Below are 22,519 nucleotides of genomic sequence, written 5' to 3'. Positions count from 1 at the left end.
TTCACCGGACCCGATCATTCCACGCCAAACCCGACGCCTGACCCGGCAGGCCGCACCCCTCCCGCGACCAATGCCGACCTCTCGTGGCCGTTGTGAAGGGCTCATGCAGACTGGCCGAATGCGTACGGAACTCGTATCGGAGCCCGGTGACCCGGACCGCGCCAACGAGGACTTCGCCGCGGTCGCGCTTCCCGCTTCGGGACAGGGCGGCGCGCTGGTCGTCCTCGACGGCGTGACGCCGCCGCGGGGTGAATACGGCTGTCGACATTCGGTCGCCTGGTTCTCCTCCCGCCTCGGTGGCGCCCTGACCGAACTGTCCCTTTCAGAACGGGATTTGACGCTGCCCGAAGCTCTCGCACAGGCCATCTCTCGTACCGCCGCGTCCCATGCCCAAACCTGTGACCTTTCTCACCCGCGCACCCCACAGGCCACAGTGGTCCTCGCCCGCTGGTCCGCGGAGACCGTCGAGTACCTGGTGCTGTCGGACTCGGCGCTCCTGGTCGCGGCCCCGGACGGCACGGTGACGACGATCCTCGACGACCGTCTGTCCCGCGTCCCGCGAGCCACTCTCACCTCGGCCGCGCTCACCGACGCGACCCTGCGCAACCAGGAGGGCGGCTTCTTCACCGCCGCGGCCGACCCGTCGGTCGCCTCCCGCGCCGTGACCGGGACGCTCCCCCGCTCCTCGGTCCACGCCCTGGCCGCCCTGACGGACGGCGCCACCCGTTGGGTGGAGAAGTTCCACGAGGGCGACTGGACCGACCTCCTCACCGTCGTACGGAAGGAGGGGGCGGGGGCACTGGTGGAGCGGGTACGGGCTCTGGAGACGGCCGACACCGACAGGACCCACCTGGGGCGCAGCAAGCGGCACGACGACGCGACGGTGGTGTACGCGGAGTTGTGACCCGGCCATCCAGTCCTTGGGGCGGGCCCGGCGTCAGCCCTCGCTGGTCTCGTTCAGCTGGTGGAGGAGGCGGGCGAGTTCGGCGACCTCCTGGCGGTCCCAGCCCGTCATCTGGCGTACGTACCGCTCGCGCCGCGCGTCGCGCACCCGGCGGAACCGGGACCGGCCCTCGTCCGTGAGGTGGACGAGCCAGGCGCGGCCGTCCGCGGGGTCGGGTTCACGGGCGACGAGACCGAGGTGCTCCAGGGCGCGGAGCTGGCGGGACATCGTGGCCTTGCCGACGCCGATGTAGGCGGCGAGGTCCGTGGCCCGCAGCCCGCCCGTCTCGTCCAGGCGGGCCAGCAGCCCGTACGCCGCGGACTCCAGGTCGGGGTGGACCGCGCGGGCCATCTCGCCGGACTTGGCGCGGGCCCGCCGCAGGAACACCGTCAGCTCCCGCTCCAGCTCCAGGAAGGCGTGGTCCATGCCTGCCTGGGGCGCGCCGGATCCCGTCCGATGCCCCTCACCGTTACCGCCCTCGTGCACGTCAGCGCTCCTGATCCCGTTCCGCGTGGCTGAAGGTTCTGAAGGTTTTGAAGCTTTCAGCCAAAGGCCGCCATTGCCGCAGCCGCGTAAGTATTTCGCAGCGGCGGATCAATGGTGGCCTCCGACCTTGCATCCCACGGGGGGTTCTCCGGGGGCGGCTTCCTTCCCGGGGGCTTCTTCCGCCCCCGCCGCCCCTACCCGTCCCCTCCCCGGGGCTCCGCCCCGGACCCCGCTCCTCAAACTCCCCCAGCTACCGCTGGGAGGTGCCCCCAAGGGGCTGGAATGGGCGCGGGCTGCGCTGAATTGTCCGGGCAGGGCTGCGGCTTTTAGGGGCGCGGGGAACTGCGCGACCAGCCCCCACCCACCCGCACCCAACAAACCCACCCCAGACACCCCCACCCCTGGGGGTCTGGGGGCGCAGCCCCCAGGTAGAGGATGGGACGGGTAGGGGCGGCGGGGGCGAGAAAACCCGTGCCGCCCTCCCCCGCTCACCCCTCCGTCAACCCCGCCACCAGCTCGTCCGCCGCCCGGTAGGGATCCAGTTCCCCCGCCACGATCCGCTCCGCCAACACGCCCAGGTGACGATCACCGTGCAGATCCCCGATCCGTTCCCGCAGGGCCGTCACCGCGATGGTCTCGACCTCGCGGGAGGCGCGGGACAGCCGACGCTCCGCCAGCACGCCCCGCTCCTCCATCCAGGCCCGGTGCTTCTCCAGCGCCTCGACGACCTCGTCGACGCCCTCGCCCCGCGCAGCGACCGTCTTCACGATCGGCGGCCGCCAGTCGCCGGGGCCACGCGACTCACCGAGCCCGAGCATGTGGTTCAGCTCCCGGGCCGTCGCGTCGGCACCGTCGCGGTCGGCCTTGTTGACCACGTACACGTCACCGATCTCCAGGATCCCGGCCTTCGCCGCCTGGATGCCGTCGCCCATCCCCGGAGCCAGGAGCACGACCGAGGTGTCCGCCTGAGAGGCGATCTCCACCTCCGACTGACCCACGCCGACGGTCTCGACGAGGATCACGTCGCAGCCCGCCGCGTCCAGGACACGGATCGCCTGCGGGGCCGCCCAGGCGAGACCCCCCAGATGACCGCGCGTGGCCATGGAACGGATGTACACACCCGGATCCGACGCGTGCTCGGACATGCGCACGCGGTCGCCCAGCAGCGCGCCGCCCGAGAACGGCGACGACGGGTCCACGGCCAGTACCCCGACCCGCTTGCCCTGCTTCCGGTACGCCGTCACCATCGCGGACGTCGACGTCGACTTGCCGACGCCCGGAGAGCCGGTCAGGCCCACCACGTACGCCCCGCCCGTCAGGGGCGCCAGCGCCTCCATGACCTCACGGAGCTGTGGGGACGCCCCCTCCACCAGGGAGATCAGCCGGGCCACGGCCCGCGGCCGGCCTTCCCTGGCCTGGGCGACCAGTGTGGCGACGTCCTGCATCACAGCTCCGTTCAGCGACAGTCCAGAGGAGTCCGGACAGAATCCGGATGGGCGTACAGCGGACCAAGGGTGTACCGGGGACTCAGGACTTCGGTACCCGCACGATCAGCGCGTCACCCTGCCCACCGCCACCGCACAGCGCGGCCGCGCCCACGCCGCCGCCCCGCCGCTTCAGCTCCAGCGCCAGGTGGAGGACCAGCCGGGCGCCGGACATGCCGATGGGGTGGCCGAGGGCGATCGCGCCACCGTTGACGTTCACCCTTTCGGTGGACACTCCGAGGTCCTTCATCGACTGGACGGCGACCGCCGCGAAGGCCTCGTTGATCTCGATCAGGTCGAGGTCCGCGACCTCAAGGCCCTCCTTCTTCAGCGCGTGGTCGATCGCGTTCGACGGCTGGGACTGCAGGGAGTTGTCCGGGCCCGCCACGTTGCCGTGGGCGCCGATCTCCGCGATCCAGTCCAGGCCGAGCTCCTCCGCCTTGGCCCTGCTCATCACGACCACGGCCGCCGCACCGTCCGAGATCTGCGAGGCGGAACCCGCCGTAATGGTCCCGTCCTTCGCGAACGCCGGGCGCAGCTTGCCCAGCGACTCCGCCGTCGTCTCGCCGCGGATGCCCTCGTCCTGGCTGAAAACGACCGGTTCACCCTTGCGCTGCGGGATCTCGACGGGCGCGATCTCCGCCTCGAAGAGGCCGTTCTTCTGCGCGGCCGCCGCACGCTGGTGCGAGAGGGCCGCGATCTCGTCCTGCTCGGCCCGGCCGATGCCCAGCTTCGTGTTGTGCCTCTCCGTCGACTCGCCCATGGCGACGTTCTCGAAGGAGTCGGTCAGACCGTCGTACGCCATCGCGTCGAGCATCTGGACCGCGCCGTACTTGTAGCCCTCGCGGGACTTCGGGAGCAGGTGGGGGGCGTTCGTCATGGACTCCTGGCCACCCGCGACGACCACGTCGAACTCACCCGCACGGATCAACTGGTCGGCGAGAGCGATGGCGTCCAGGCCCGACAGACAGACCTTGTTGATGGTGAGCGCCGGGACGTTCATCGGGATGCCGGCCTTGACCGCCGCCTGGCGCGCCGGGATCTGCCCCGCCCCGGCCTGCAGCACCTGGCCCATGATCACGTACTGCACCTGGTCGCCACCGATCCCCGCACGGTCGAGGGCGGCCTTGATAGCGAAGCCGCCGAGGTCGGCTCCGGAGAAGGACTTCAGCGAACCCAGCAGTCGTCCCATGGGCGTACGTGCGCCCGCGACGATCACCGAGGTGTTGCCGTTCGTTCCAGACATGAGGTGCGATCCCCTTCCAGCTGGTACAGCCGAGGAGTGAACGAGGGTTTACTTCGAATGTACTGAGCGGTAGGCCACCCCGTCATCCGGCGAAGAGTGTGATCGCGCGCACGTTGCGTAACCACCTGAGGAGCGGTGCACTGACACCATGCTGACGCGAATCGACCACATCGGGATCGCCTGTTTCGACCTCGACGCGACTGTCGAGTTCTACCGGGCCACGTACGGCTTCGAGGTGTACCACTCCGAGGTCAACGAGGAGCAGGGCGTGCGGGAGGCCATGCTCAAGATCAACAGCACGGACGACGGCGGCGCCTCCTACCTGCAGCTTCTGGAGCCGACCAGGGACGACTCCGCCGTCGGGAAGTGGCTGGCCAAGAACGGTGAAGGGGTCCATCACATCGCCTTCGGTACGGCGGATGTGGACGGGGACGCCGCCGAGATCCGCGGCAAGGGGGTACGCGTCCTGTACGACGAGCCGCGGCGCGGTTCCATGGGGTCACGGATCACGTTCCTGCACCCCAAGGATTGTCACGGTGTACTGACAGAACTGGTCACTTCGGCGCCGGTTGAGTCACCTGAGCACTGACCTCCGTACATAGGGGCCGGTAGGGTTGGGGTCGGTCGTCCCCTCGCGAGGGGACGGCCGGGGTCCTGCCGCCTTCCGACGACGGGACCCAGGGCGCTTCTGACGGATGGCCGTGGGAGAAGGAGCGGCGTTCGGTGCGTGCTCTCGGCGTGCCGGGCGGAAGTCCTCGTAGCGGAGCTACCAGGGCTTGTGTCCGGTGCGGCGAGATTGCGTGCCGGGCGTCGTGACGCCACGGAGATCCGTCAGAAGCGCCCAAGGGCCGGGGTCCAGGTTTCGGGGGACGAGGGTTAGGGCGGCAGCCCGCGCTCCGCCGTTGATCTGACACCATTCCCCGGGGGCCCCGTTCGACGGTTGGGCGGAGCTCGTTTGGAGAAATTTGCGACCAGGGGACGGATGGGACCGCGCAGTGCGGGGCTACGAACGCCAGGAGCGAGAGCCGGCGGCTGACGTCGACCACCTCTCTCGGTTCGAGGCCGAGATGGAGCGGCTGAAGACCGAGCGGGAAAAGGCGATCCAGCACGCCGAGGACCTCGGCTACCAGGTCGAGGTGCTGCGCGCCAAGCTGCACGAGGCGCGCCGCACCATCATGTCCCGGCCCGCGTTCGACGGATCGGACATCGGCTACCAGGCCGAGCAGATGCTCCGCCAGGCCCAGGTGCAGGCCGACCAGCTGCGCGCCGAGGCCGAGCGCGAGCTGAGCCAGGCCCGGGCGCAGACCCAGCGCATCCTCCAGGAGCACGCCGAGCAGGCCGCCCGTCTCCAGGCCGAGCTGCACGCCGAGGCCGTCTCGCGCCGCCAGCAGCTCGACCAGGAGCTCTCCGAGCGCCGCCAGACCGTCGAGTCGCACGTCAACGAGAACGTGTCCTGGGCGGAACAGCTGCGCGCCCGCTCCGAGCAGCAGGCCCGCCGTCTGCTGGACGAGTCGCGTGCCGAGGCCGACCAGGCGCTGGCCGCGGCCCGTACCGAGGCCGAGCGGGTCGCGAGCGAGGCCCGTCAGCGGCTCCAGGACGAGGCCGAGTCGGCCCGCTCCGAGGCCGACCAGATCCTGCGCCGGGCCCGCGCGGAGGCCGAGCGGCTGCTGAACGCCGCCTCCACCCAGGCCCAGGAGGCCACCGAGCACGCCGAGCAGCTGCGCTCCTCCACCGCCACCGAGTCGGACAGCGCCCGCCGCCAGGCCACCGAGCTGAGCCGGGCCGCCGAGCAGCGCATGGCGGAGGCCGAGACGGCGCTGCAGAAGGCCCGCACCGAGGCCGACAAGGTGGTCACCGAGGCCAAGGAGGCCGCGACCAAGGCCCTGGCGAGCGCCGAGTCGACGAACGAGCAGCGCACGCGGACGGCGAAGGAGCAGGTCGCCCGGCTGGTCGAGGAGGCCACGAAGGAGGCCGAGGCCACCAAGGCGTCCGCCGAGGAAGTCGTCGCGGACGCCCGTTCCGAGGCCGAGAAGATCGTCGCCGAGGCGTCCGAGAAGGCCCGCAGCATCACGGCGGAGGAGTCCGCCTCCCAGCTCGCCAAGACGGCGAAGACGGCCGAGGACGTCCTCAACAAGGCGTCGGAGGACGCCAAGAGCACCATCAAGGCCGCCGCCGAGGAGGCCGAGCGCATCCGCGGCGAGGCCGACGCCGAGGCGGACCGGCTGCGCTCCGAGGCGCACGACCTCGCCGAGCAGCTCAAGGGCGCGGCGAAGGACGACACCGAGGAGTACCGCGCCAAGACGGTCGAGCTGCAGGAGGAGGCGCGCCGGCTGCGCGGCGAGGCCGAGCAGCTGCGGGCCGACGGGGTCGCCGAGGGCGAGCGCATCCGCTCCGAGGCCCGCCGCGAGGCCGTCCAGCAGATCGAGGAGGCGGCCAAGACCGCCGAGGAGCTGCTCGCCAAGGCGAAGGCCGACGCGGACGAGCTCCGCCAGTCGGCCACGACGGAGAGCGAGAAGGTCCGTACGGAGGCCATCGAGCGCGCCTCGACGCTGCGCCGCCAGGCCGAGGAGACCCTGGACCGGACCCGCAAGGAGGCGGAGCGGCAGCGCGACGAGGCCGTCGAGCTGTCCGAGACCATCAAGGCCGAGGCCGAGCGGGCCGCCCGCGACCTGCGCGAGGAGACCGAGCGCGCGATCGAGGCCCGCGAGGGGGAGGCCGCCGAGGAGCTCAACCGGCTGCACTCGGACGCCGAGCAGCGGCTCGCGTCGGCGGAGCAGGCGCTCAGCGACGCCCGCGCGGAGGCCGAGCGGATCCGCCGCGAGGCCGCCGAGGAGACCGACCGGCTGCGTTCCGAGGCCGCCGAGCGGATTCGTACGCTCCAGGCGCAGGCCGAGGCCGAGGCCGAGCGGCTGCGCACCGAGGCCGCCTCGGACGCGTCGGCGTCCCGGGCCGAGGGCGAGGCCATCGCCGTACGGCTGCGGTCGGAGGCCGCGTCCGAGGCGGAGCGGCTGAAGTCGGAGGCGCAGGACACCGCGGACCGGGTCCGGGCCGAGGCGCAGGCCGCGGCCGAGCGGCTGGCGACCGAGAGCGCCGAGACGCTGGCCGCCGCCCAGGAGGAGGCCGCCCGGCGCCGCCGCGAGGCCGACGAACTCCTCGGCTCCGCCCGGCAGGAGGCGGACCAGGAGCGCGAGCGGGCCCGCGAGCAGAGCGAGGAGCTGCTGGCCTCGGCGCGCAAGCGCGTGGAGGAGGCCGAGGCCGAGGCGCTGCGCCTGGTCGAGGAGGCGGACCGGCGCGCGGGCGAGATGGTGTCGGCGGCCGAGCAGCACGCCCAGCAGGTGCGCGACTCCGTGTCCGGGCTGCACGAGCAGGCCCAGGAGGACATCGCCGGCCTGCGCAACGCCGCGGAGCACGCGGCGGACCGTACGCGGCGCGAGGCCGAGGAGGAGTCGGACCGGGTCCGCTCCGACGCGTACGCCGAGCGCGAGCGGGCCAGCGAGGACGCGGCCCGGGTGCGGCGCGAGGCGGCGTCGGAGTCGGAGGCCGCCAAGTCGCTGGCGGAGCGCACGGTTTCGGAGGCGATCGCGGAGGCCGAGCGGCTGCGCGCCGAGGCCGCCGAGCACGCCCAGCGCGTACGCACCGAGGCGTCGGACGCCATCGCGAACGCCGAGCAGGACGCCTCGCGCGCCCGGGCCGAGGCCCGCGAGGACGCGAACCGGATCCGTTCGGACGCGGCCACCCAGGCGGACACGCTCATCACCGAGGTGACGGCCGAGGCGGAGCGGCTCACCAGCGAGACGGCCGCGGAGGTCGAGCGGCGCCGCGCGGAGTCCGTGGCGAAGGCCGACAAGCTCATCTCGGACGCGACCGGCGAGGCCGAGCGGCTGCGCGCCGAGGCGGCCGAGACCGTGGGCTCCGCTCAGCAGCACGCCGAGCGGGTCCGCGCCGAGTCCGAGCGCGTCAGGGCGGAGGCGGAGGCCGAGGCCGAGCGGCTGACCACGGCCGCGCGCGAGGAGGCCGACCGGACGCTGGACGAGGTCCGCAGGGACGCCAACAAGCGGCGTTCCGAGGCGGCCGAGCAGGTCGACAAGCTCATCACGGAGACCGCCGCCGAGGCCGACAAGCTCATCTCGGAGGCGCAGACGAGCGCGCACAAGACCACCGCGGACGCCGAGGCGCAGGCCGACAGCATGGTGGGCGCGGCGCGCACGGAGGCCGACCGCCTGGTCTCGGAGGCGACCGTGGAGGGCAACTCCCTGGTGGAGCGGGCCCGTACGGACGCGGACGAGCTGCTGGTCGGCGCGCGCCGGGACGCCACCGCGATAAGGGAGCGGGCGGAGGAGCTGCGCGACCGCATCACGGGCGAGATCGAGGCGCTGCACGAGCGGGCCCGCCGTGAGTCGGCCGAGACGATGAAGGCCGCGGGCGACCGGTGCGACGCGCTCATCAGGGCCGCCGAGGAGCAGTTGGCGAAGGCACAGACGAAGGCGAAGGACCTGGTCTCGGAGGCCAACTCCGAGGCGGGCAAGGTGCGGATCGCCGCCGTCCGGAAGGCCGAGGGTCTCCTGAAGGAGGCCGAGCAGAAGAAGAACACGCTCGTCCGGGAGGCCGAGGAGCTCAAGGCCGAGGCGATCCGCGAGGCGCGGGCCACGGTCGAGGAGGGCAAGCGGGAGCTGGAGGTCCTGGTGCGGCGCCGCGAGGACATCAATGCCGAGATCTCCCGTGTCCAGGACGTCCTGGAAGCGTTGGAGTCTTTTGAGGCCCCGTCGAGTGGCAAGGACGGCGGCGTCAAGGCCGGCGCCGCGGCGGGCGCACCCAGATCGGGTGGCAAGGCGTCAGACGGCTAGCCAGAAGCGCCGATCCGTGCTGAGCGGAGCGTGTCGGAGCCCTCTACACAAAGTTTCTGACAAGTAACTGCTGGTTCGCCACTCGAAAGAGGTCTCATTCTCCATATCAAACGTGCATCCGCTCGATGACACGCCGCTTCGCCCCCTAGGATTCCCTCTATCACCTCACCGGTCTCATTCGACAGGAACCCCATGAGCGACACTTCCCCCTACGGCTTCGAGCTTGTGCGGCGTGGGTACGACCGCGCGCAGGTGGACGAACGCATCTCGAAGCTCGTCTCCGACCGCGACAGCGCTCTGGCTCGTATCACTGCTCTGGAAAAGCGCATCGAGGAGCTTCACCTCGAAACGCAGAACGCCCAGGCACAGGTGACCGACGCCGAGCCGTCGTACGCCGGTCTGGGCGCGCGAGTCGAGAAGATCCTCCGCCTCGCCGAGGAAGAGGCGAAGGACCTGCGCGAGGAGGCCCGCCGCGCCGCCGAGCAGCACCGCGAGCTCGCCGAGTCGGCGGCCCAGCAGGTGCGCAACGACGCAGAATCGTTCGCTGCGGAGCGCAAGGCCAAGGCCGAGGACGAGGGCGTCCGGATCGTCGAGAAGGCCAAGAGCGACGCCTCCCAGCTGCGGTCCGAGGCGACGAAGGACGCGCAGTCCAAGCGCGAGGAGGCGGACGCCCTCTTCGAGGAGACCCGCGCCAAGGCCGCTCAGGCCGCCGCCGACTTCGAGACGAACCTCGCCAAGCGCCGCGAGCAGTCCGAGCGCGACCTGGCCTCCCGCCAGGCCAAGGCCGAGAAGCGCCTCGCCGAGATCGAGCACCGCGCCGAGCAGCTCCGTCTGGAGGCGGAGAAGCTGCGCACGGACGCCGAGCGCCGCGCCCGCCAGACGGTGGAGACGGCCCAGCGCCAGGCCGAGGACATCGTGGCCGACGCCAACGCCAAGGCCGACCGGATCCGTTCGGAATCCGAGCGCGAGCTGGCCGCCCTCACCAACCGCCGCGACAGCATCAACGCCCAGCTGACGAACGTCCGCGAGATGCTCGCGACGCTCACGGGCGCCGCGGTGGCCGCCGCCGGTTCGCCGGCCGAGGACGAGCCGATCTCCCGTGGGGTTCCGGCGCAGCAGACCCGGTAACGCCTGAGCGGTTCCGCAGGCGGTTCCGCGTCGAGTGTTCGAAGCCCTCTGCCACTCCGGTGGCAGAGGGCTTTGTCCCGTTTTAGCGTGGCCGCATGATCGAGCTCGAGGCACTGACCAAGCGCTACGGCGAGAAGGTCGCGGTCAACAACCTCACCTTCACCGTCAGACCCGGCATGGTGACCGGGTTCCTCGGGCCGAACGGGGCCGGCAAGTCGACGACGATGCGGATGGTGCTCGGCCTCGACCGGCCCACCCTGGGTGACGTCCGTATCGACGGCAAGCACTACGACCAGCTCAGGGATCCGCTGAGGTACATCGGCGCGCTCCTCGACGCCAAGGCCGTGCACGGCGGCCGCAGTGCCTACCACCACCTCCTGTGCCTCGCGCAGAGCAACGGCATCCCGAAGAGCCGCGTGGCCGAGGTCCTCGACGCCGTCGGCCTCACGGGAGTGGCCCGCAAGAAGGCCAAGGGATTCTCGTACGGCATGGGGCAGCGGCTCGGCATCGCGGGAGCCCTCCTCGGCGATCCACGGATCCTGATGTTCGACGAGCCGGCCAACGGGCTCGACCCCGAGGGCATCCACTGGATCCGCACCCTGATGAAATCCCTCGCCGCCCAGGGACGTACGGTCTTCGTCTCCTCCCATCTGATGAGCGAGATGGCGCTGACCGCCGACCACCTCGTCGTCATCGGCCAGGGCCGGCTGCTCGCCGACACCTCCATGGCGGACTTCATCCAGCGCAACTCCCGGTCGTACGTCCGGATCCGTACGCCGCAGCGCGAGCGGTTGCTGGACGTGCTGTACGGGGCGGGGATCACGGCGGTCGAGGCGGAGGGCGGCGCGCTGGAGGTGGACGACGGCAAGCCCGAGCAGATCGGTGAGCTGGCCTCGCAGTACCAGGTCGTGCTGCACGAGCTGAGCCCGCAGCAGGCCTCGCTGGAGGAGGCGTTCATGCGGCTGACGGCGGAGTCGGTGGAGTATCACGCGCACTCGGGTGCCGTGCCGGTCACGAACGAGTCGATGCCGGTCCCCGCGCGCCAGGCGTGGGGCCGCGACTGGCAGAAGAGGGGGGCCTGAGCATGGCGGCGGTACAGGTGGTCCGTTCCGAGTGGACCAAGATCCGTTCGGTGGCGTCCACCGTGTGGACGCTCGCCATCGCCGCGGTCGTGACGATCGCCCTCGGCATGCTGATCTCGGCGCTGGTCAACCGCGACTGGGCGAACATGCCCCGGGAGGACAAGGTCGCCTTCGATCCGACGTACGTGAGCTTCGCGGGGATGAGCCTCGGCCAGCTCTCGATGATCGTCTTCGGTGTGCTGGTGGTGTCGAACGAGTACAGCACCGGCATGATCCGTACGTCGCTGGCCGCGGTACCGCAGCGCGGCACGTTCCTCTTCAGCAAGATCGCCGTGGCGACCGCGCTCGCCTTCGTCGTCGGCCTCGCGATCAGCTTCGTCACCTTCTTCCTCGGGCAGACGATGCTCGGTGAGCACCGCACCTCGCTCGGTGAGCCCGGGGTCCTGCGCGCGGTCATCGGGGGCGGGCTCTACATGGCACTCATCGCCGTGTTCTCCATGGGCGTGGCGGCGATGCTGCGCAGCCCGATGCTGGCGCTGGGCGTCCTGATGCCGTTCTTCTTCCTCGTGTCGAACATCCTCGGCAACGTCTCGGCGACCAAGAAGGTCGCGCGCTACCTGCCCGACCAGGCCGGCAGCAAGATCATGCAGGTCGTCCCACCGGTGGACGACGCCACGCCGTACGGTCCGTGGGGCGGCCTCGGGATCATGGTGCTGTGGGTGCTCGTGGCGTTGCTGGGCGGGTACGGGCTGCTGCGGCGCCGCGACGCGTAGCCGCTGCGCTGGACTTGGGCGGGTGAGCGTCTGCCGGGTTCTGTCGGTGGTCTGGTGCGCGTTGTGGGTGGCTGGTCGCGCAGTTCCCCGCGCCCCTTAAAAGCACGGGCTCGCCCGGAGGTCTTCAAGGGGCGCGGGGCTGTATTGGATTTGCGGCTCCGCCGCGTGGGCGCGATCAACCACGACGGACCCGCAGCCGCCCAGAAACCGAACCCGGCAGACGCTCACCGCGCCACCCCCGGAGGGAACCGTCAGCGGCTCGATATGCTCCTAACTCTTACGGGGGGCGTGTGCCCCGACGTCCTGACCTTGCTGGTGGGTGCGGAGCATGATCGAGGCAGTCGGCCTGACGAAGCGCTATGGCGACAAGACAGCCGTGTACAACCTTTCCTTCCAGGTGCGGCCGGGTTCCGTCACCGGCTTCCTCGGGCCGAACGGCTCGGGCAAGTCGACGACCATGCGGATGATCCTCGGCCTGGACAACCCCACCGCGGGGCAGGTGACGATCGGCGGCTATTCCTACCGGAAGCTGCCGAACGCCCCCCGCCAGGTGGGCGCCCTGCTGGACGCCAAGGCCGTGCACGGCGGACGCAGTGCCCGCAGTCACCTGCTGTGCCTGGCGCAACTGTCCGGCATTCCGGCGCGCCGCGTGGACGAGGTGCTGGGCGTCGTCGGTCTGCAGGACGTGGCCAAAAAGCGTTCCAAGGGGTTCTCGCTGGGCATGGGACAGCGGCTCGGTATCGCCGCCGCGCTGCTCGGTGACCCCCAGGTGCTGCTCTTCGACGAGCCGGTCAACGGGCTCGACCCCGAGGGCATCCTGTGGGTGCGGAACCTGATGAAGGCCCTGGCGGCGGAGGGGCGGACCGTGTTCGTCTCCTCGCACCTGATGAGCGAGATGGCTCTCACCGCCGATCACCTGATCGTGATCGGGCGCGGGCAGCTGCTCGCCGACATGAGCGTCAAGGACTTCATCTCGCACAACTCGGCCGACTTCGCACGGGTCCGCACCCCCGACACCGAGCCGCAGCAGCGGGAGAAGCTGACGGCCGCGCTGACCGAGGCGGGCGGCCAGGTGCTGCCCGAGGCGGACGGCGCGCTGCGCGTGACCGGTCTGCCGCTGCCGCGCATCAGCGATCTCGCGCACGGCGCCGACGTACGCCTGTGGGAACTGTCCCCGCACCAGGCCTCGCTGGAGGAGGCGTACATGCGGATGACGCAGGGGGCAGTGGACTACCGGTCCACCATCGACCAGAAAGAGGGGCTGATGCAGCAGCTGCCGCCCGGTGCGCAGCCGCCGATGCCGGTGCCGGGGCAGGGCCAGCCGGGGTGGTACGCCCCGCCGCCGCCCCAGCAGGGCGGGCAGCCCTTCGCGATGCCTCCGGGGATGCCGCAGGGACAGCCGCCCGCGGGGCCGTACGGCGCCCCGTCCGCGCCCGGTGCGCCGGCGCAGGGTCAGCCCAACCCGTACGCCGCACAGGCCCCCGTGGCGCCCGCGCAGCCCCCTGCCGCTCCCGCCCCCACCAAGCCCGAGGACAACCGATGAGCACGCCCCAGCCTCCCGTGAGCCAGCAGCCCGCGCCCAACTGGCAGGCGGCGCCCGGCGGTTCGTACACCTCGCCCATCCCGGTCACGCCCACCCACCTCGGGCACGCCCTCGCCTCCGAGTGGACGAAGATCAAGTCCGTGCGCTCCACGATGTGGACGCTGGGCGTCTTCCTGCTGCTCGTCGTCGGCATCGGCTTCCTCGTCGCGACGCAGACGCAGGACGAGAGCTTCGCGGACGTCCCGTACACCATCCCGGCCTTCTTCGGCCTGATCCTGGGTCAGATCTGCCTGATCACGCTGGGCGTGCTGGTGATCTCGTCGGAGTACGGCACGGGCATGATCCGTACGACGTTCACGGCCTCGCCGCAGCGGCACCGGGTGCTCACCGCCAAGCTGATGATCTTCTTCGCGGTGGCGTACGTCGTGTCGGCCTTCGCCATCGGGCTGGTCGGCCTGTTCACGCAGAGCCTGCACGACGACGGGTCGGGCAACAGCTGGGTGGGCACGGTCTTCAAGGGCGCGCTGTACGTCTCGCTGCTCGGTGTCCTGGCGCTCGCGGTGGGCTCGATGCTGCGGCACTCCGCGGGTGCCATCACCGCGATGCTCGGCCTCGTGCTGGTGCCCGCGATCCTGCCCGCGTTCCTGATGATCTCGGAGAGCATGCGCAAGATCGGCGAGAAGATGGCGGAGTACAGCGCCCCCAACTCCCTGGCCAAGATCTTCGCTCTGGACAACGAGAGCGGTGGGGGCAACGCCCAGCTCGGCCTCCTCGCGGGTCTGACGGTGGCCGCGATCGTGGGCGCGTTCGTGCTGCTGGAGCGGCGGGACGTGTGACCGCGGTGACCGGCCGGTGAGCCGGCCCTAGAAACGTGGCGCGTTACGGGACCGCTGCACCCTCGTGGTGCGGCGGTCCTTCGCGTTCCAGCAGGCCTTGTGCCAGTGCCGGCGGTCGTCGACACCGGAGTGCTCGGGCCAGGCCACCACGTGCGGGACCCCGGAGGAGATCATCTGGTCGCAGCCCGGGCAGCGGTACGTCTTGCCCTCGGCACTCGCCCCGGCCACGTGGCGCACGCTCCACTGCTCGCCCTGCCAGCTCTCCGTGGACTGCCAGCCGCCGTAACGGCCGTTCCGGTCCTCTTCGGCGCTCCGGCCGGACGTGCCGGCATCCTTGGGTCGGTTGCGACGCGGGGACACAGAACACCTCACGGGGCTATACAAGGGGGGACGGGTCGCATCCAGCCTACGCGCGCCGACCACGGGTACGCGTACTCCACGAACCGTCGCAGAACCCCCTCCGCCAGACGCATTCTGCAGACAATCGGCAAATCTCGCCGCCAGGCCGTGTCCTCGGCACGTGTCAGGAGGTTATGCCGGGTGGGGGAGCTCCGGGTCGGAGCGCCGAGAAAGCAGGAAATGCCATGCACGTTGGAACTTTTGTACTGGCGGCCCAGTTCCCGGGGCAGGGCCAGGGGGAGGCGCTCCACCGCGCCGTACGGACGGCGGAGGTGGCCGAGGAGGCAGGCCTCGACGCGGTCTGGCTGGCCGAACACCACTTCGTTCCGTACGGGACCTGTCCGTCGGCGGTCACCCTCGCCGCCCTGCTGCTGGGGCGCACGCGGCGCATCCGCGTGGGCACGGCGGTCAGCGTGCTCCCCACCGTCCACCCGGTCGCCCTCGGCGAGCAGGCCGCGCTGCTGCACGTGACGTCCGGCGGCCGCTTCTCGCTGGGGGTGGGACGCGGCGGGCCCTGGGTGGACCTGGAGGTCTTCGGGACGGGGATCGAGGCGTACGAGAAGGGGTTCCCGGAATCACTCGATCTGCTGGTGCGCTGGCTGCGCCACCCCTCGGTGGCGGCGTCGGGGGAACGATTCGCCTTCCGTGAGGTCCCGGTCGTCCCGAGGCCCTCGGAGGTGCTGAGCGGCGCACCGGGCCCGGAGGTCGTCGTCGCCTGCACGTCCCCGTCGAGCGTCCGGCTCGCCGCCGAGCGCGGACTGCCGATGCTCCTCGGGATGCACGTCGGGGACGAGGAGAAGGCCGACATGGTCGCACTGTGGCGCAATTACGCGCGCGCGGCGGGCCGTTCGGCGGACGAGATCGCCGTCGCCGGCCATGTGTCGGCCGGTGTCTGCCAGATCGCGGACCGGCGGACGGACGCGGTCGAGGCACTCACGAAGGCCATGCCGGGCTGGCTGAAGCACGGACTGGACGCCCATGTGACGGTGGACGGCCGCGCCCGTTCGATGCGCGACCCCCTGGCGTACACCGAACTGCTCTGCGGGCTGCACCCGGTGGGCCCGCCGCGCCTGTGCGTGGACCGGCTGGCGGCGACCTCGGAGCGGACGGGCATCTCGCGCTTCGCCCTGCTCGTCGAGGGCACGGGCGATCTGGCGGCCACCGAGGAGAACGTCCGCAGGCTCGGCGCCGAGGTGCTCCCCCACCTCGACTGAGAGCCACGCCACGACCATGCGCTGCGGGAAGCCTGCCGCCCCGGTACAGATAGATGCACCTCCCGCGTACGGAGCGGCAAGCAGTGCGGCATGGCCGCCTCAGCAGTCCCGGAACTCCGGGGACTGGTTGAGCAGCTGGTTGCGCACCGAGGTGAAGCGAGCCAGCGTGTCGTCCACTGACGGGTCCAGCGGGAACACGGCCACCCGGTGGCAGTTCTGGAAGGCCAGCCGCACACCGAAGTGTCGCTGCAGCGCGCCGCGTATCGCGTCACTCGCGAGCGCACGCAGCAGCTGGCCACGTGCCTGCTCGTCCGGCGGGGGCGTCTGGTTGTCGGCGAAGTCACCGCCGTCGACCTTCAGCTGGGCCACCAGGGAGCTGACCATCTCCCACGCGTAGGGCAGGGAGGTCCGGACGCAGTCGACGAAGGCGGCTTCGTCGACCTCGCCTCGCTCGGCCTGTTCGAGTAGGGCCGGTGAGACGTCGAGCGACATGGGTTCTCCTCTCGCACCCCCGCGGAGGCGGGGGTTGACGGACAGGGTGGGGGTTCGCGATATCGAACACGCTGCGTACACGCACCGCGACCTCCCGTTTATACGGTAAGCAGCGGACGGTGACCGCACCAGGAGAATGCGGATACGGGACACTCCCACTAGGAACACAATCAGCCATTGCCGCACACGAGTTGCCTCCGGCACATGCCCACCGGTGGCGCACGCCCGGAGCGGGCGGCGCACTTCGAGGCCGGGGGCGCTCAGGAGGGGTGGTGAGGTGGTCGAATCGCGTGCGGTGGCGGGTGTCGAGTAGCGTTTGCGACCATGCGTCTCGTCATTGCCCGCTGCTCCGTGGACTACGCAGGGCGGCTCACGGCCCATCTCCCCTCAGCCCCCCGCCTGATCCTCGTGAAGGCGGACGGCAGCGTCTCGATCCACGCGGACGACCGGGCCTACAAACCGCTCAACTGGATGTCTCCGCCCTGCACCCTGAAGGAGGGTTCCGGGGACGACGAGGGCGTCTGGACCGTCATCAACAAGGCGGGCGAGAAGCTCATCATCACGATGGAGGAGGTCCTCCACGACTCCTCGCACGAGCTGGGCGTGGACCCGGGCCTGATCAAGGACGGCGTGGAAGCACACCTCCAGGAACTGCTCGCCGACCGCATCGAGACCCTGGGCGAGGGCTACACGCTCATCCGCCGCGAGTACATGACCGCCATCGGTCCCGTCGACATCCTGTGCCGGGACGCCGACGGGCAGACCGTGGCCGTGGAGATCAAGCGCCGGGGCGAGATCGACGGCGTGGAGCAGCTCACGCGCTACCTGGAGCTGTTGAACCGCGACCCGCACCTCGCGCCCGTACGCGGCATCTTCGCGGCCCAGGAGATCAAGCCCCAGGCCCGCGTGCTGGCCACCGACCGCGGCATCGGCTGCACGGTCCTGGACTACGACGCGCTGCGCGGTATCGAGGACGACAAGCTGCGGTTGTTCTGAGCGGTGACACACGGAGGGCCGGGTCCGATGACGGACCCGGCCCTCGTGTCGTTCTTCAGATCACCGGCGAGCCGGGGACGCGGCTGTCCGGGGCGCCCGCCGAGGTGGTGGTCTCCGTGGGCTCGCTGGGCGCGGGGCCGCTGGCCGAGTTGCTCGTCTGCGGCGGGGTCGGGTCCTCCGAGCTGGGCGACTCGGACGGCGTCTGCGAGGGCGTCTGGGACGGTGTCTGCGAGGGCGGCGTCTGGGACGGCGTGTGCGACGGGGTCCTGGTCGGTGTCCTCGTGGGCGACTTGGACGGCGACTTCGTCGGCGTGCCCGGCTTGTCCGTGCCGCTCGGGTTGTCCGAAGGCGAGCGGCTCGGCGTCGGTGTCGGGTCGTCCGCCGTTCCGTACGTCCCGTCGGGGCCCGGGTCGGTGGGCGCGGGCAGGTCGCCCGGGGCGTCGCCCGAGCCCTTCTTCGCGCGGTCCGCGTCCAGGCCGCCGTCGTCGACGCCGGCGCTGGCCGACGGGTTGACGCCGACCTTCTCGGACGGGGGGTCGTCGTTGTTGCCGGAGGTCGCGCCCAGGGTCACCACCGTGCCGAGCACGGCCGCGAGCAGCGCTCCCGCGCCGGCCGCGACCACGTTGCGCCGGGCACCGCCGACCAGGCGGCCCCTGACGCCGGCCTTGTGGGCGGGGCCGGTCCCCGCCTGGTGCGTGACCAGGGTCGAGGTTTCGCCCGACGTCCGGGGCGGGCCGAACCCGGAGCCGGAGCCGGACCCGGCACCAGTCCCGGCGCCGAAGCCGGACGGTACGCCACCGGGTGGCGACGCCGACTCCTCGTGCCGGGCGTCCGGCACCTCCTCCCCCGCCGCCGTGCGCCCGCCGGGCGGGGTCGCCCCGGACCGGTCGGCGACCAGCGCCAGCGCGCGCCGGCCCGCGACCGTGCCGCGCTTGTCGGCGAGGGCACCGCGCAGCCCGATGGAGGCCTCCAGCTCGGCACGGGCCCGGTCGAGTTGTCCGGAGCAGAGCGCGAGGATGCCCAACTCATGGTGGAAGTACGCCTGATCGCCGACCTCACCGGCGAGCCGGGCCGCCTCGGCGCCGGAGCGCAGCGCCCGTTCCCAGGCGCCCCACTGCAGCCCCGCGGCGAACGCGGGTGCGGCCTGCCGGGCCAGCTGGACGGCGACGCTCTCCTCGTCCTCGCCGGGCGGGGTCGTCAGGGGTACGACGGCGGTCAGCGCGGCGAGCACGGCGTCCGCCTCGGCCGACACCCGCTCGGGGGTGACCGAGGGGTGGCCGGACCACCAGGAGTAGTGCCGGGCGGCGCTGACGGCCTTCTCGTCGGCGTCGTCCGCGTACCCGGCGGCCTCCAGCTGGGTCTGCACCCCGGCCGCGAGCCGGTAGCGCGCGCCGACCGGGGTCACCAGGGCGCAGCCCACCAGTTCGGCGAGGGCGGCGTCCGCGTGGGTGTCCCCCACCAGCGCGGGCAGATGGGCCTGGTGCGGCACCTCGCCGCCGAGCGCGACGGCGAACCGCAGCGTGTCGCGCGCCGACTCGCTCAGCCGGGACGCGAGCAGCGCGGCGGGCGCGGCACCCTCGGCGAGGGACGGCAGCGGTACGTCGTGGCCGTCGCCGGCGTCGAAGGGGGCGTCCACGGGCGCGTCGTGGAAGATCCCGAACTCGTCGAAGGCGTCCGTGTCGCCGCGCATCCGGTCCCGCTGCCTGAGCAGCGCCCCGGCCTGCACGAACCGCAGTGGCAGACCCTCGGACTCGAACCAGAGGTCGCCCGCCCAGTTCGACTCGTCCTCGGTGAGGACGCGCCCGACCCCGCGCTCCAGCAGCTCCAGGCCGCCGGCGCGGTCGAGGCCGCCGAGGAACATCTCTTCGACGGGTGAGTCGGCGGACGGCGCGGGGACATCGGGCGTGGCGGCGAACAGGAAGGCGCACTCGGGGGTCGCGTCGAGCAGTTCGTCGAGCGCGTTGCCACCGAACTCCATGTCGTCGAGGACGACGACCGCGCCGATCTCCCGGACGAGGTCCAGCAGCTCGTCGTGGCCGGGCCGGTGCAGCGGTGTGCTGTGGACGGTGGCGCACAGGTCGTGGAGCAGCTCGCCTGCCGTGCGCCGGTAGCCGGAGAGGCGTACGACACCGTCCGGTGCGAGGTCCGCGCAGTCCTCGGCGACGAGGTCGAGGAGCGCGGTGCGGCCCGAGCCGGAGGAACCGGTGAGGCGGACGGAGCGGCCGCGTGCGAGGAGCCGTACGAGCCGTTCCCGCTCGTCGTGGCGCTCCAGGAGCGGCCGCCGGGGTTGCGCGGGTCCTGGCGGGACGGGCGGGCGGGTGGCGCGGTCGGTCTCCGCCCGCTCGGCGGCCGGGTGCTTCTCGGGCCGACCGGGGCGCTCCTGCGGCGGGCAGTTCTCTATCTCGCTGCCGTCGACGGGATTGACGGTGAGCAGAAAGTCGCCCGAGACGAGTTGGACGGTGCGGGCGAGTGCCGGAGCGGGCTGGCCGAAATCGGCCGTCAGGGAGTCACGTGGCGGACGCGACCGTGGCGCCTGTCCTGTGTCGTCATGACCGTGCTCTTCGGGTCCCCGGTTCATCGGGTCCATTGGTCCTAGCCCCCCAAAAGCGTCGTGTGCCGGGTCCTGTCTCCGGACGTGCCGCACACCGCGCTGTCGCTTCTGGTCCGGTGCCCGTCGAGGGTTTTTCAGGGCGGCGGGCAGCCGAACCCTAAACCTTTGCACAGTATCCACGGAATGCCAGGGTCCCGTGCTGTCCGAGACATCACAGTCCCGTGAGGATCGTGCGGGTGGTGCGTTTCGCCCAAGACGGCCGGGTGTCCCCCGTCCACCGCGTCACACGTGAACCCGTACGCGCATTCCCGCACGTCCGTTCACTTCCGGGCCGTCCTGATCGGTGGAGTACCGATTCGCCCCGGCCGTGGTCCGGTGTCACACGCGGGGCAGCGACTCCACTCCGATACCGCCCTCGATGGCCAGGATCCGGTGCAACCGGGTGGCCACCAGCAGGCGTTGCATTTGCGGAGGCACTTCGCGCAGCACCAGCCGCCGCCCGCACCTCCCCGCCCGTCGGTGGACCCCCATGATCACCCCGAGTCCGGTGGCGTCCCACGAGTCCAGCTCTGACAGGTCGAGCACCAGGTCGCCGACTCCGTCGTCGACGGCCGTGTGCAGGACCGTACGGGCGTCCGCCGCGCTGCGGACGTCGAGGCGGCCCCCGACGACCAGCTCGACGTGGTCGCCCCTGATGTACATATGCGCTCCCCGAGAGTGCGTCTTCGTACGCCGGTCGTTATCTGGTGATGCAACTTCTGACGGTTCGGGAACCCCAGAGGTTGCCGTCTGTAAGCGAACCGATACCGAATTCACCTCAACGGGTGATACCCGTGAGGCTCATGCGGTTCCCGCAGAGCGTCAGTGCGTGTAAAAGCCCTGCCCGCTCTTTCGGCCGATGTCACCCGCGTCAACCATCCGGCGCATCAGCTCCGGCGGGGCGAACTTCTCGTCCTGGGACTCGGTGTAGATGTTGCTGGTCGCGTGCAGCAGGATGTCGACGCCGGTGAGGTCGGCCGTGGCGAGCGGCCCCATGGCGTGACCGAAGCCCAACTTGCAGGCGAGGTCGATGTCCTCGGCGGTTGCCACGCCCGACTCGTACAGCTTCGCGGCCTCGACGACGAGGGCCGAGATGAGCCGGGTGGTGACGAAACCGGCCACGTCGCGGTTGACGACGATGCAGGTCTTGCCGACGGACTCGGCGAACTCCCGCGCGGTGGCGAGGGTCTCGTCGCTGGTCTTGTAGCCGCGGACGAGTTCGCAGAGCCGCATCATCGGCACCGGCGAGAAGAAGTGCGTACCGACGACCCGTTCGGGGCGCCCGGTCACGGCCGCGATCTTGGTGATGGGGATCGCGGAGGTGTTGGAGGCGAGCACGGCCTCGTCGCGCACGAGCTTGTCGAGCGCGCGGAAGATCTCGTGCTTGACCTCCAGCTTCTCGAAGACGGCCTCGACGACGACGTCGGCGTCGCCGACGGCGTCGAGGTCGGTGGTCGCGGTGATGCGGCCCAGGGCGGCCTCGGCGTCGGCGGCGTCCAACTTGCCCTTGCCCACGAACTTCTCGTACGACGCCTTGATGCCGTCGGTGCCACGGGTGAGCGCCTCGTCGGTCACGTCACGCAGGACGACGTCCCAGCCCGCCTGGGCGGAGACCTGGGCGATGCCGGACCCCATGAGACCGGCTCCGATGACGGCGAGCTTCCGTGTCACTGTGCGACTCCCCTGCTGACCCTGGCTGACACGCTTTTTATGTATGCCTCTCGGGCGGACCCTAGCGCCCGTGAAGGGCTGTGTGACCGGTAAGTAACGCGCGTCACGTCTCAACTGACGGACATCACACCGGCACGGGTCACTCGGCCCCTCGTACGGCGTAGTTGAGCACCTTCTCGCTCAACAGCCCCTCTATGTCATCCAGCAGCACGAGCACCTCCCGGGACACTTCGTCCGGATTGCGCCCGGCGATCATCTCGCGCGCGATGACGCCCATCACGGTCTGGTGGACCCAGTTGATCTGGCCGGCCATGAGGGTGGGCATGGGGTCGTCGGCGGGGACGCCCGTCTCCTCACGCAGCGCGCTCTCCAGGTGGTCGTGGACCTCCTGCTGGATGCTCCACAGCCGGGAGCGCAGGGTGGGTGCCTCGTGGACGACCTTCATGAAGCGGTCGTAGCCCTCGATGAGGCCGACGCGCGGGGAGACCGCCTCCACCTCGTCGTGCAGTTCCCGCAGGACGGCGGCCACGGCCGACTCCCCGACGTCCCGGCCGCGCACCCAGCGCGCGAGCCGGTCGACGACCCCCCGGCTGCGGTCGAGGAAGAGGTCCTCCTTGGTGGGGAAGTAGTTGTACACGGTGTTCGTCGAGACATCGGCCGCGTCCGCCACCTCCGCGATCGTCACGGTCACGAAGCCGTGCTCGACGAACAGCGCGGTGGCGATGTCCGAGATCCGCTGCTTCGTCTCGCGCTTCTTGCGCTCCCTGAGCCCCTCCGCCATGGCCTCATCCT

At 71.2% G+C, this 22,519-nt stretch carries 19 protein-coding genes; 10 read left to right on the top strand and 9 right to left on the bottom strand.

The genetic code is table 11. The features are described from left to right. The first annotated feature begins 118 nt into the window (after positions 1–118). A complete protein-coding gene (locus tag AB0959_RS36390) occupies positions 119–904 on the top strand; it encodes a protein phosphatase 2C domain-containing protein (protein ID WP_366831030.1) in 786 nt (261 codons plus the stop codon). Between the two features lie 33 nt (positions 905–937). Here the strand turns inward: AB0959_RS36390 and AB0959_RS36385 are convergent, their stop codons facing one another. The 3 genes from AB0959_RS36385 to AB0959_RS36375 all read right to left on the bottom strand — a co-directional run bounded on the left by AB0959_RS36385 (position 938) and on the right by AB0959_RS36375 (position 4,159). After that, on the bottom strand, positions 938–1,429 hold the full coding sequence (locus AB0959_RS36385; RefSeq protein WP_366831029.1) for a MarR family transcriptional regulator: 492 nt from the start codon (positions 1,427–1,429) through the stop codon (positions 938–940). Positions 1,430–1,917: 488 nt separating this feature from the next. Continuing rightward, complete coding sequence (gene meaB, locus AB0959_RS36380; protein WP_366831028.1) at positions 1,918–2,874, bottom strand: methylmalonyl Co-A mutase-associated GTPase MeaB; 957 nt, start codon at positions 2,872–2,874, stop codon at positions 1,918–1,920. A gap of 82 nt (positions 2,875–2,956) precedes the next feature. Beyond that, on the bottom strand, positions 2,957–4,159 hold the full coding sequence (locus tag AB0959_RS36375; RefSeq protein WP_366831027.1) for an acetyl-CoA C-acetyltransferase: 1,203 nt from the start codon (positions 4,157–4,159) through the stop codon (positions 2,957–2,959). A gap of 148 nt (positions 4,160–4,307) precedes the next feature. Here AB0959_RS36375 and mce point away from each other — a divergent pair, with 148 nt between their 5' ends. From mce to AB0959_RS36340, 7 genes are all read left to right on the top strand, one after another. Continuing rightward, positions 4,308–4,748 carry a methylmalonyl-CoA epimerase gene (gene mce / locus AB0959_RS36370; RefSeq protein ID WP_366831026.1) on the top strand — a complete coding sequence of 147 codons (441 nt, stop codon included), beginning with the start codon at positions 4,308–4,310 and terminating at the stop codon, positions 4,746–4,748. 406 nt (positions 4,749–5,154) lie between these two features. Beyond that, entirely contained in the window at positions 5,155–9,003 is a 3,849-nt protein-coding gene (scy, locus tag AB0959_RS36365; protein ID WP_366831025.1) for a polarized growth protein Scy, read from the top strand. 192 nt (positions 9,004–9,195) lie between these two features. Then, positions 9,196–10,131, top strand: a complete 936-nt coding sequence (locus AB0959_RS36360; RefSeq protein WP_366831024.1) for a cellulose-binding protein — start codon at positions 9,196–9,198, stop codon at positions 10,129–10,131. Positions 10,132–10,226: 95 nt separating this feature from the next. Continuing rightward, the gene (locus tag AB0959_RS36355) at positions 10,227–11,213 is read left to right on the top strand and encodes an ATP-binding cassette domain-containing protein (RefSeq protein WP_366831023.1); all 987 of its coding nucleotides are present in this window, start codon (positions 10,227–10,229) and stop codon (positions 11,211–11,213) included. Positions 11,214–11,215: 2 nt separating this feature from the next. Then, on the top strand, positions 11,216–11,986 hold the full coding sequence (locus tag AB0959_RS36350; RefSeq protein ID WP_366831022.1) for an ABC transporter permease: 771 nt from the start codon (positions 11,216–11,218) through the stop codon (positions 11,984–11,986). A 328-nt stretch (positions 11,987–12,314) separates the two neighbouring features. Beyond that, positions 12,315–13,529, top strand: coding sequence for an ABC transporter ATP-binding protein (locus AB0959_RS36345; protein ID WP_366831021.1), 1,215 nt, complete (start codon positions 12,315–12,317; stop codon positions 13,527–13,529). After that, on the top strand, positions 13,526–14,365 hold the full coding sequence (locus AB0959_RS36340) for an ABC transporter permease (protein ID WP_366831020.1): 840 nt from the start codon (positions 13,526–13,528) through the stop codon (positions 14,363–14,365). The genes AB0959_RS36345 and AB0959_RS36340 overlap by 4 nt, the downstream gene beginning before the upstream one ends. A 27-nt stretch (positions 14,366–14,392) precedes the next feature. Here AB0959_RS36340 and AB0959_RS36335 read toward each other — a convergent pair whose 3' ends face one another. Then, positions 14,393–14,725, bottom strand: coding sequence for an ATP/GTP-binding protein (locus AB0959_RS36335; RefSeq protein WP_366831019.1), 333 nt, complete (start codon positions 14,723–14,725; stop codon positions 14,393–14,395). Positions 14,726–14,949: 224 nt separating this feature from the next. On the opposite strand from AB0959_RS36335, the gene AB0959_RS36330 reads away from it, so the two are divergent. Further along, positions 14,950–15,978 (top strand): LLM class flavin-dependent oxidoreductase, encoded by a 1,029-nt coding sequence (locus AB0959_RS36330; RefSeq protein ID WP_366831018.1) that lies wholly within the window; start codon positions 14,950–14,952, stop codon positions 15,976–15,978. 99 nt (positions 15,979–16,077) lie between these two features. On the opposite strand, the gene AB0959_RS36325 is transcribed toward AB0959_RS36330, so the two are convergent. Continuing rightward, positions 16,078–16,470 (bottom strand): SCO5389 family protein, encoded by a 393-nt coding sequence (locus AB0959_RS36325; protein WP_366831017.1) that lies wholly within the window; start codon positions 16,468–16,470, stop codon positions 16,078–16,080. Positions 16,471–16,794: 324 nt separating this feature from the next. On the opposite strand from AB0959_RS36325, the gene nucS reads away from it, so the two are divergent. After that, the gene (nucS, locus tag AB0959_RS36320) at positions 16,795–17,466 is read left to right on the top strand and encodes an endonuclease NucS (RefSeq protein WP_366831016.1); all 672 of its coding nucleotides are present in this window, start codon (positions 16,795–16,797) and stop codon (positions 17,464–17,466) included. Between the two features lie 55 nt (positions 17,467–17,521). Here nucS and AB0959_RS36315 read toward each other — a convergent pair whose 3' ends face one another. The 4 genes from AB0959_RS36315 to AB0959_RS36300 form a co-directional block, all read right to left on the bottom strand. Beyond that, positions 17,522–20,053 (bottom strand): ATP-binding protein, encoded by a 2,532-nt coding sequence (locus tag AB0959_RS36315; RefSeq protein ID WP_366831015.1) that lies wholly within the window; start codon positions 20,051–20,053, stop codon positions 17,522–17,524. A 342-nt stretch (positions 20,054–20,395) separates the two neighbouring features. Next, positions 20,396–20,719 carry an STAS domain-containing protein gene (locus AB0959_RS36310; RefSeq protein WP_366831014.1) on the bottom strand — a complete coding sequence of 108 codons (324 nt, stop codon included), beginning with the start codon at positions 20,717–20,719 and terminating at the stop codon, positions 20,396–20,398. Between the two features lie 159 nt (positions 20,720–20,878). Then, positions 20,879–21,727 carry a 3-hydroxyacyl-CoA dehydrogenase family protein gene (locus tag AB0959_RS36305; RefSeq protein WP_366831013.1) on the bottom strand — a complete coding sequence of 283 codons (849 nt, stop codon included), beginning with the start codon at positions 21,725–21,727 and terminating at the stop codon, positions 20,879–20,881. Between the two features lie 139 nt (positions 21,728–21,866). After that, on the bottom strand, positions 21,867–22,508 hold the full coding sequence (locus AB0959_RS36300) for a TetR/AcrR family transcriptional regulator (RefSeq protein WP_366831012.1): 642 nt from the start codon (positions 22,506–22,508) through the stop codon (positions 21,867–21,869). Positions 22,509–22,519: the final 11 nt, after the last annotated feature.

The sequence above is a fragment of the Streptomyces sp. NPDC046862 genome, from assembly GCF_040704615.1.
GTDB lineage: Bacteria > Actinomycetota > Actinomycetes > Streptomycetales > Streptomycetaceae > Streptomyces.
The sequence above is the reverse complement of the archived record's forward strand: the minus strand, read 5'-3'. Positions and strand labels throughout refer to the sequence as shown.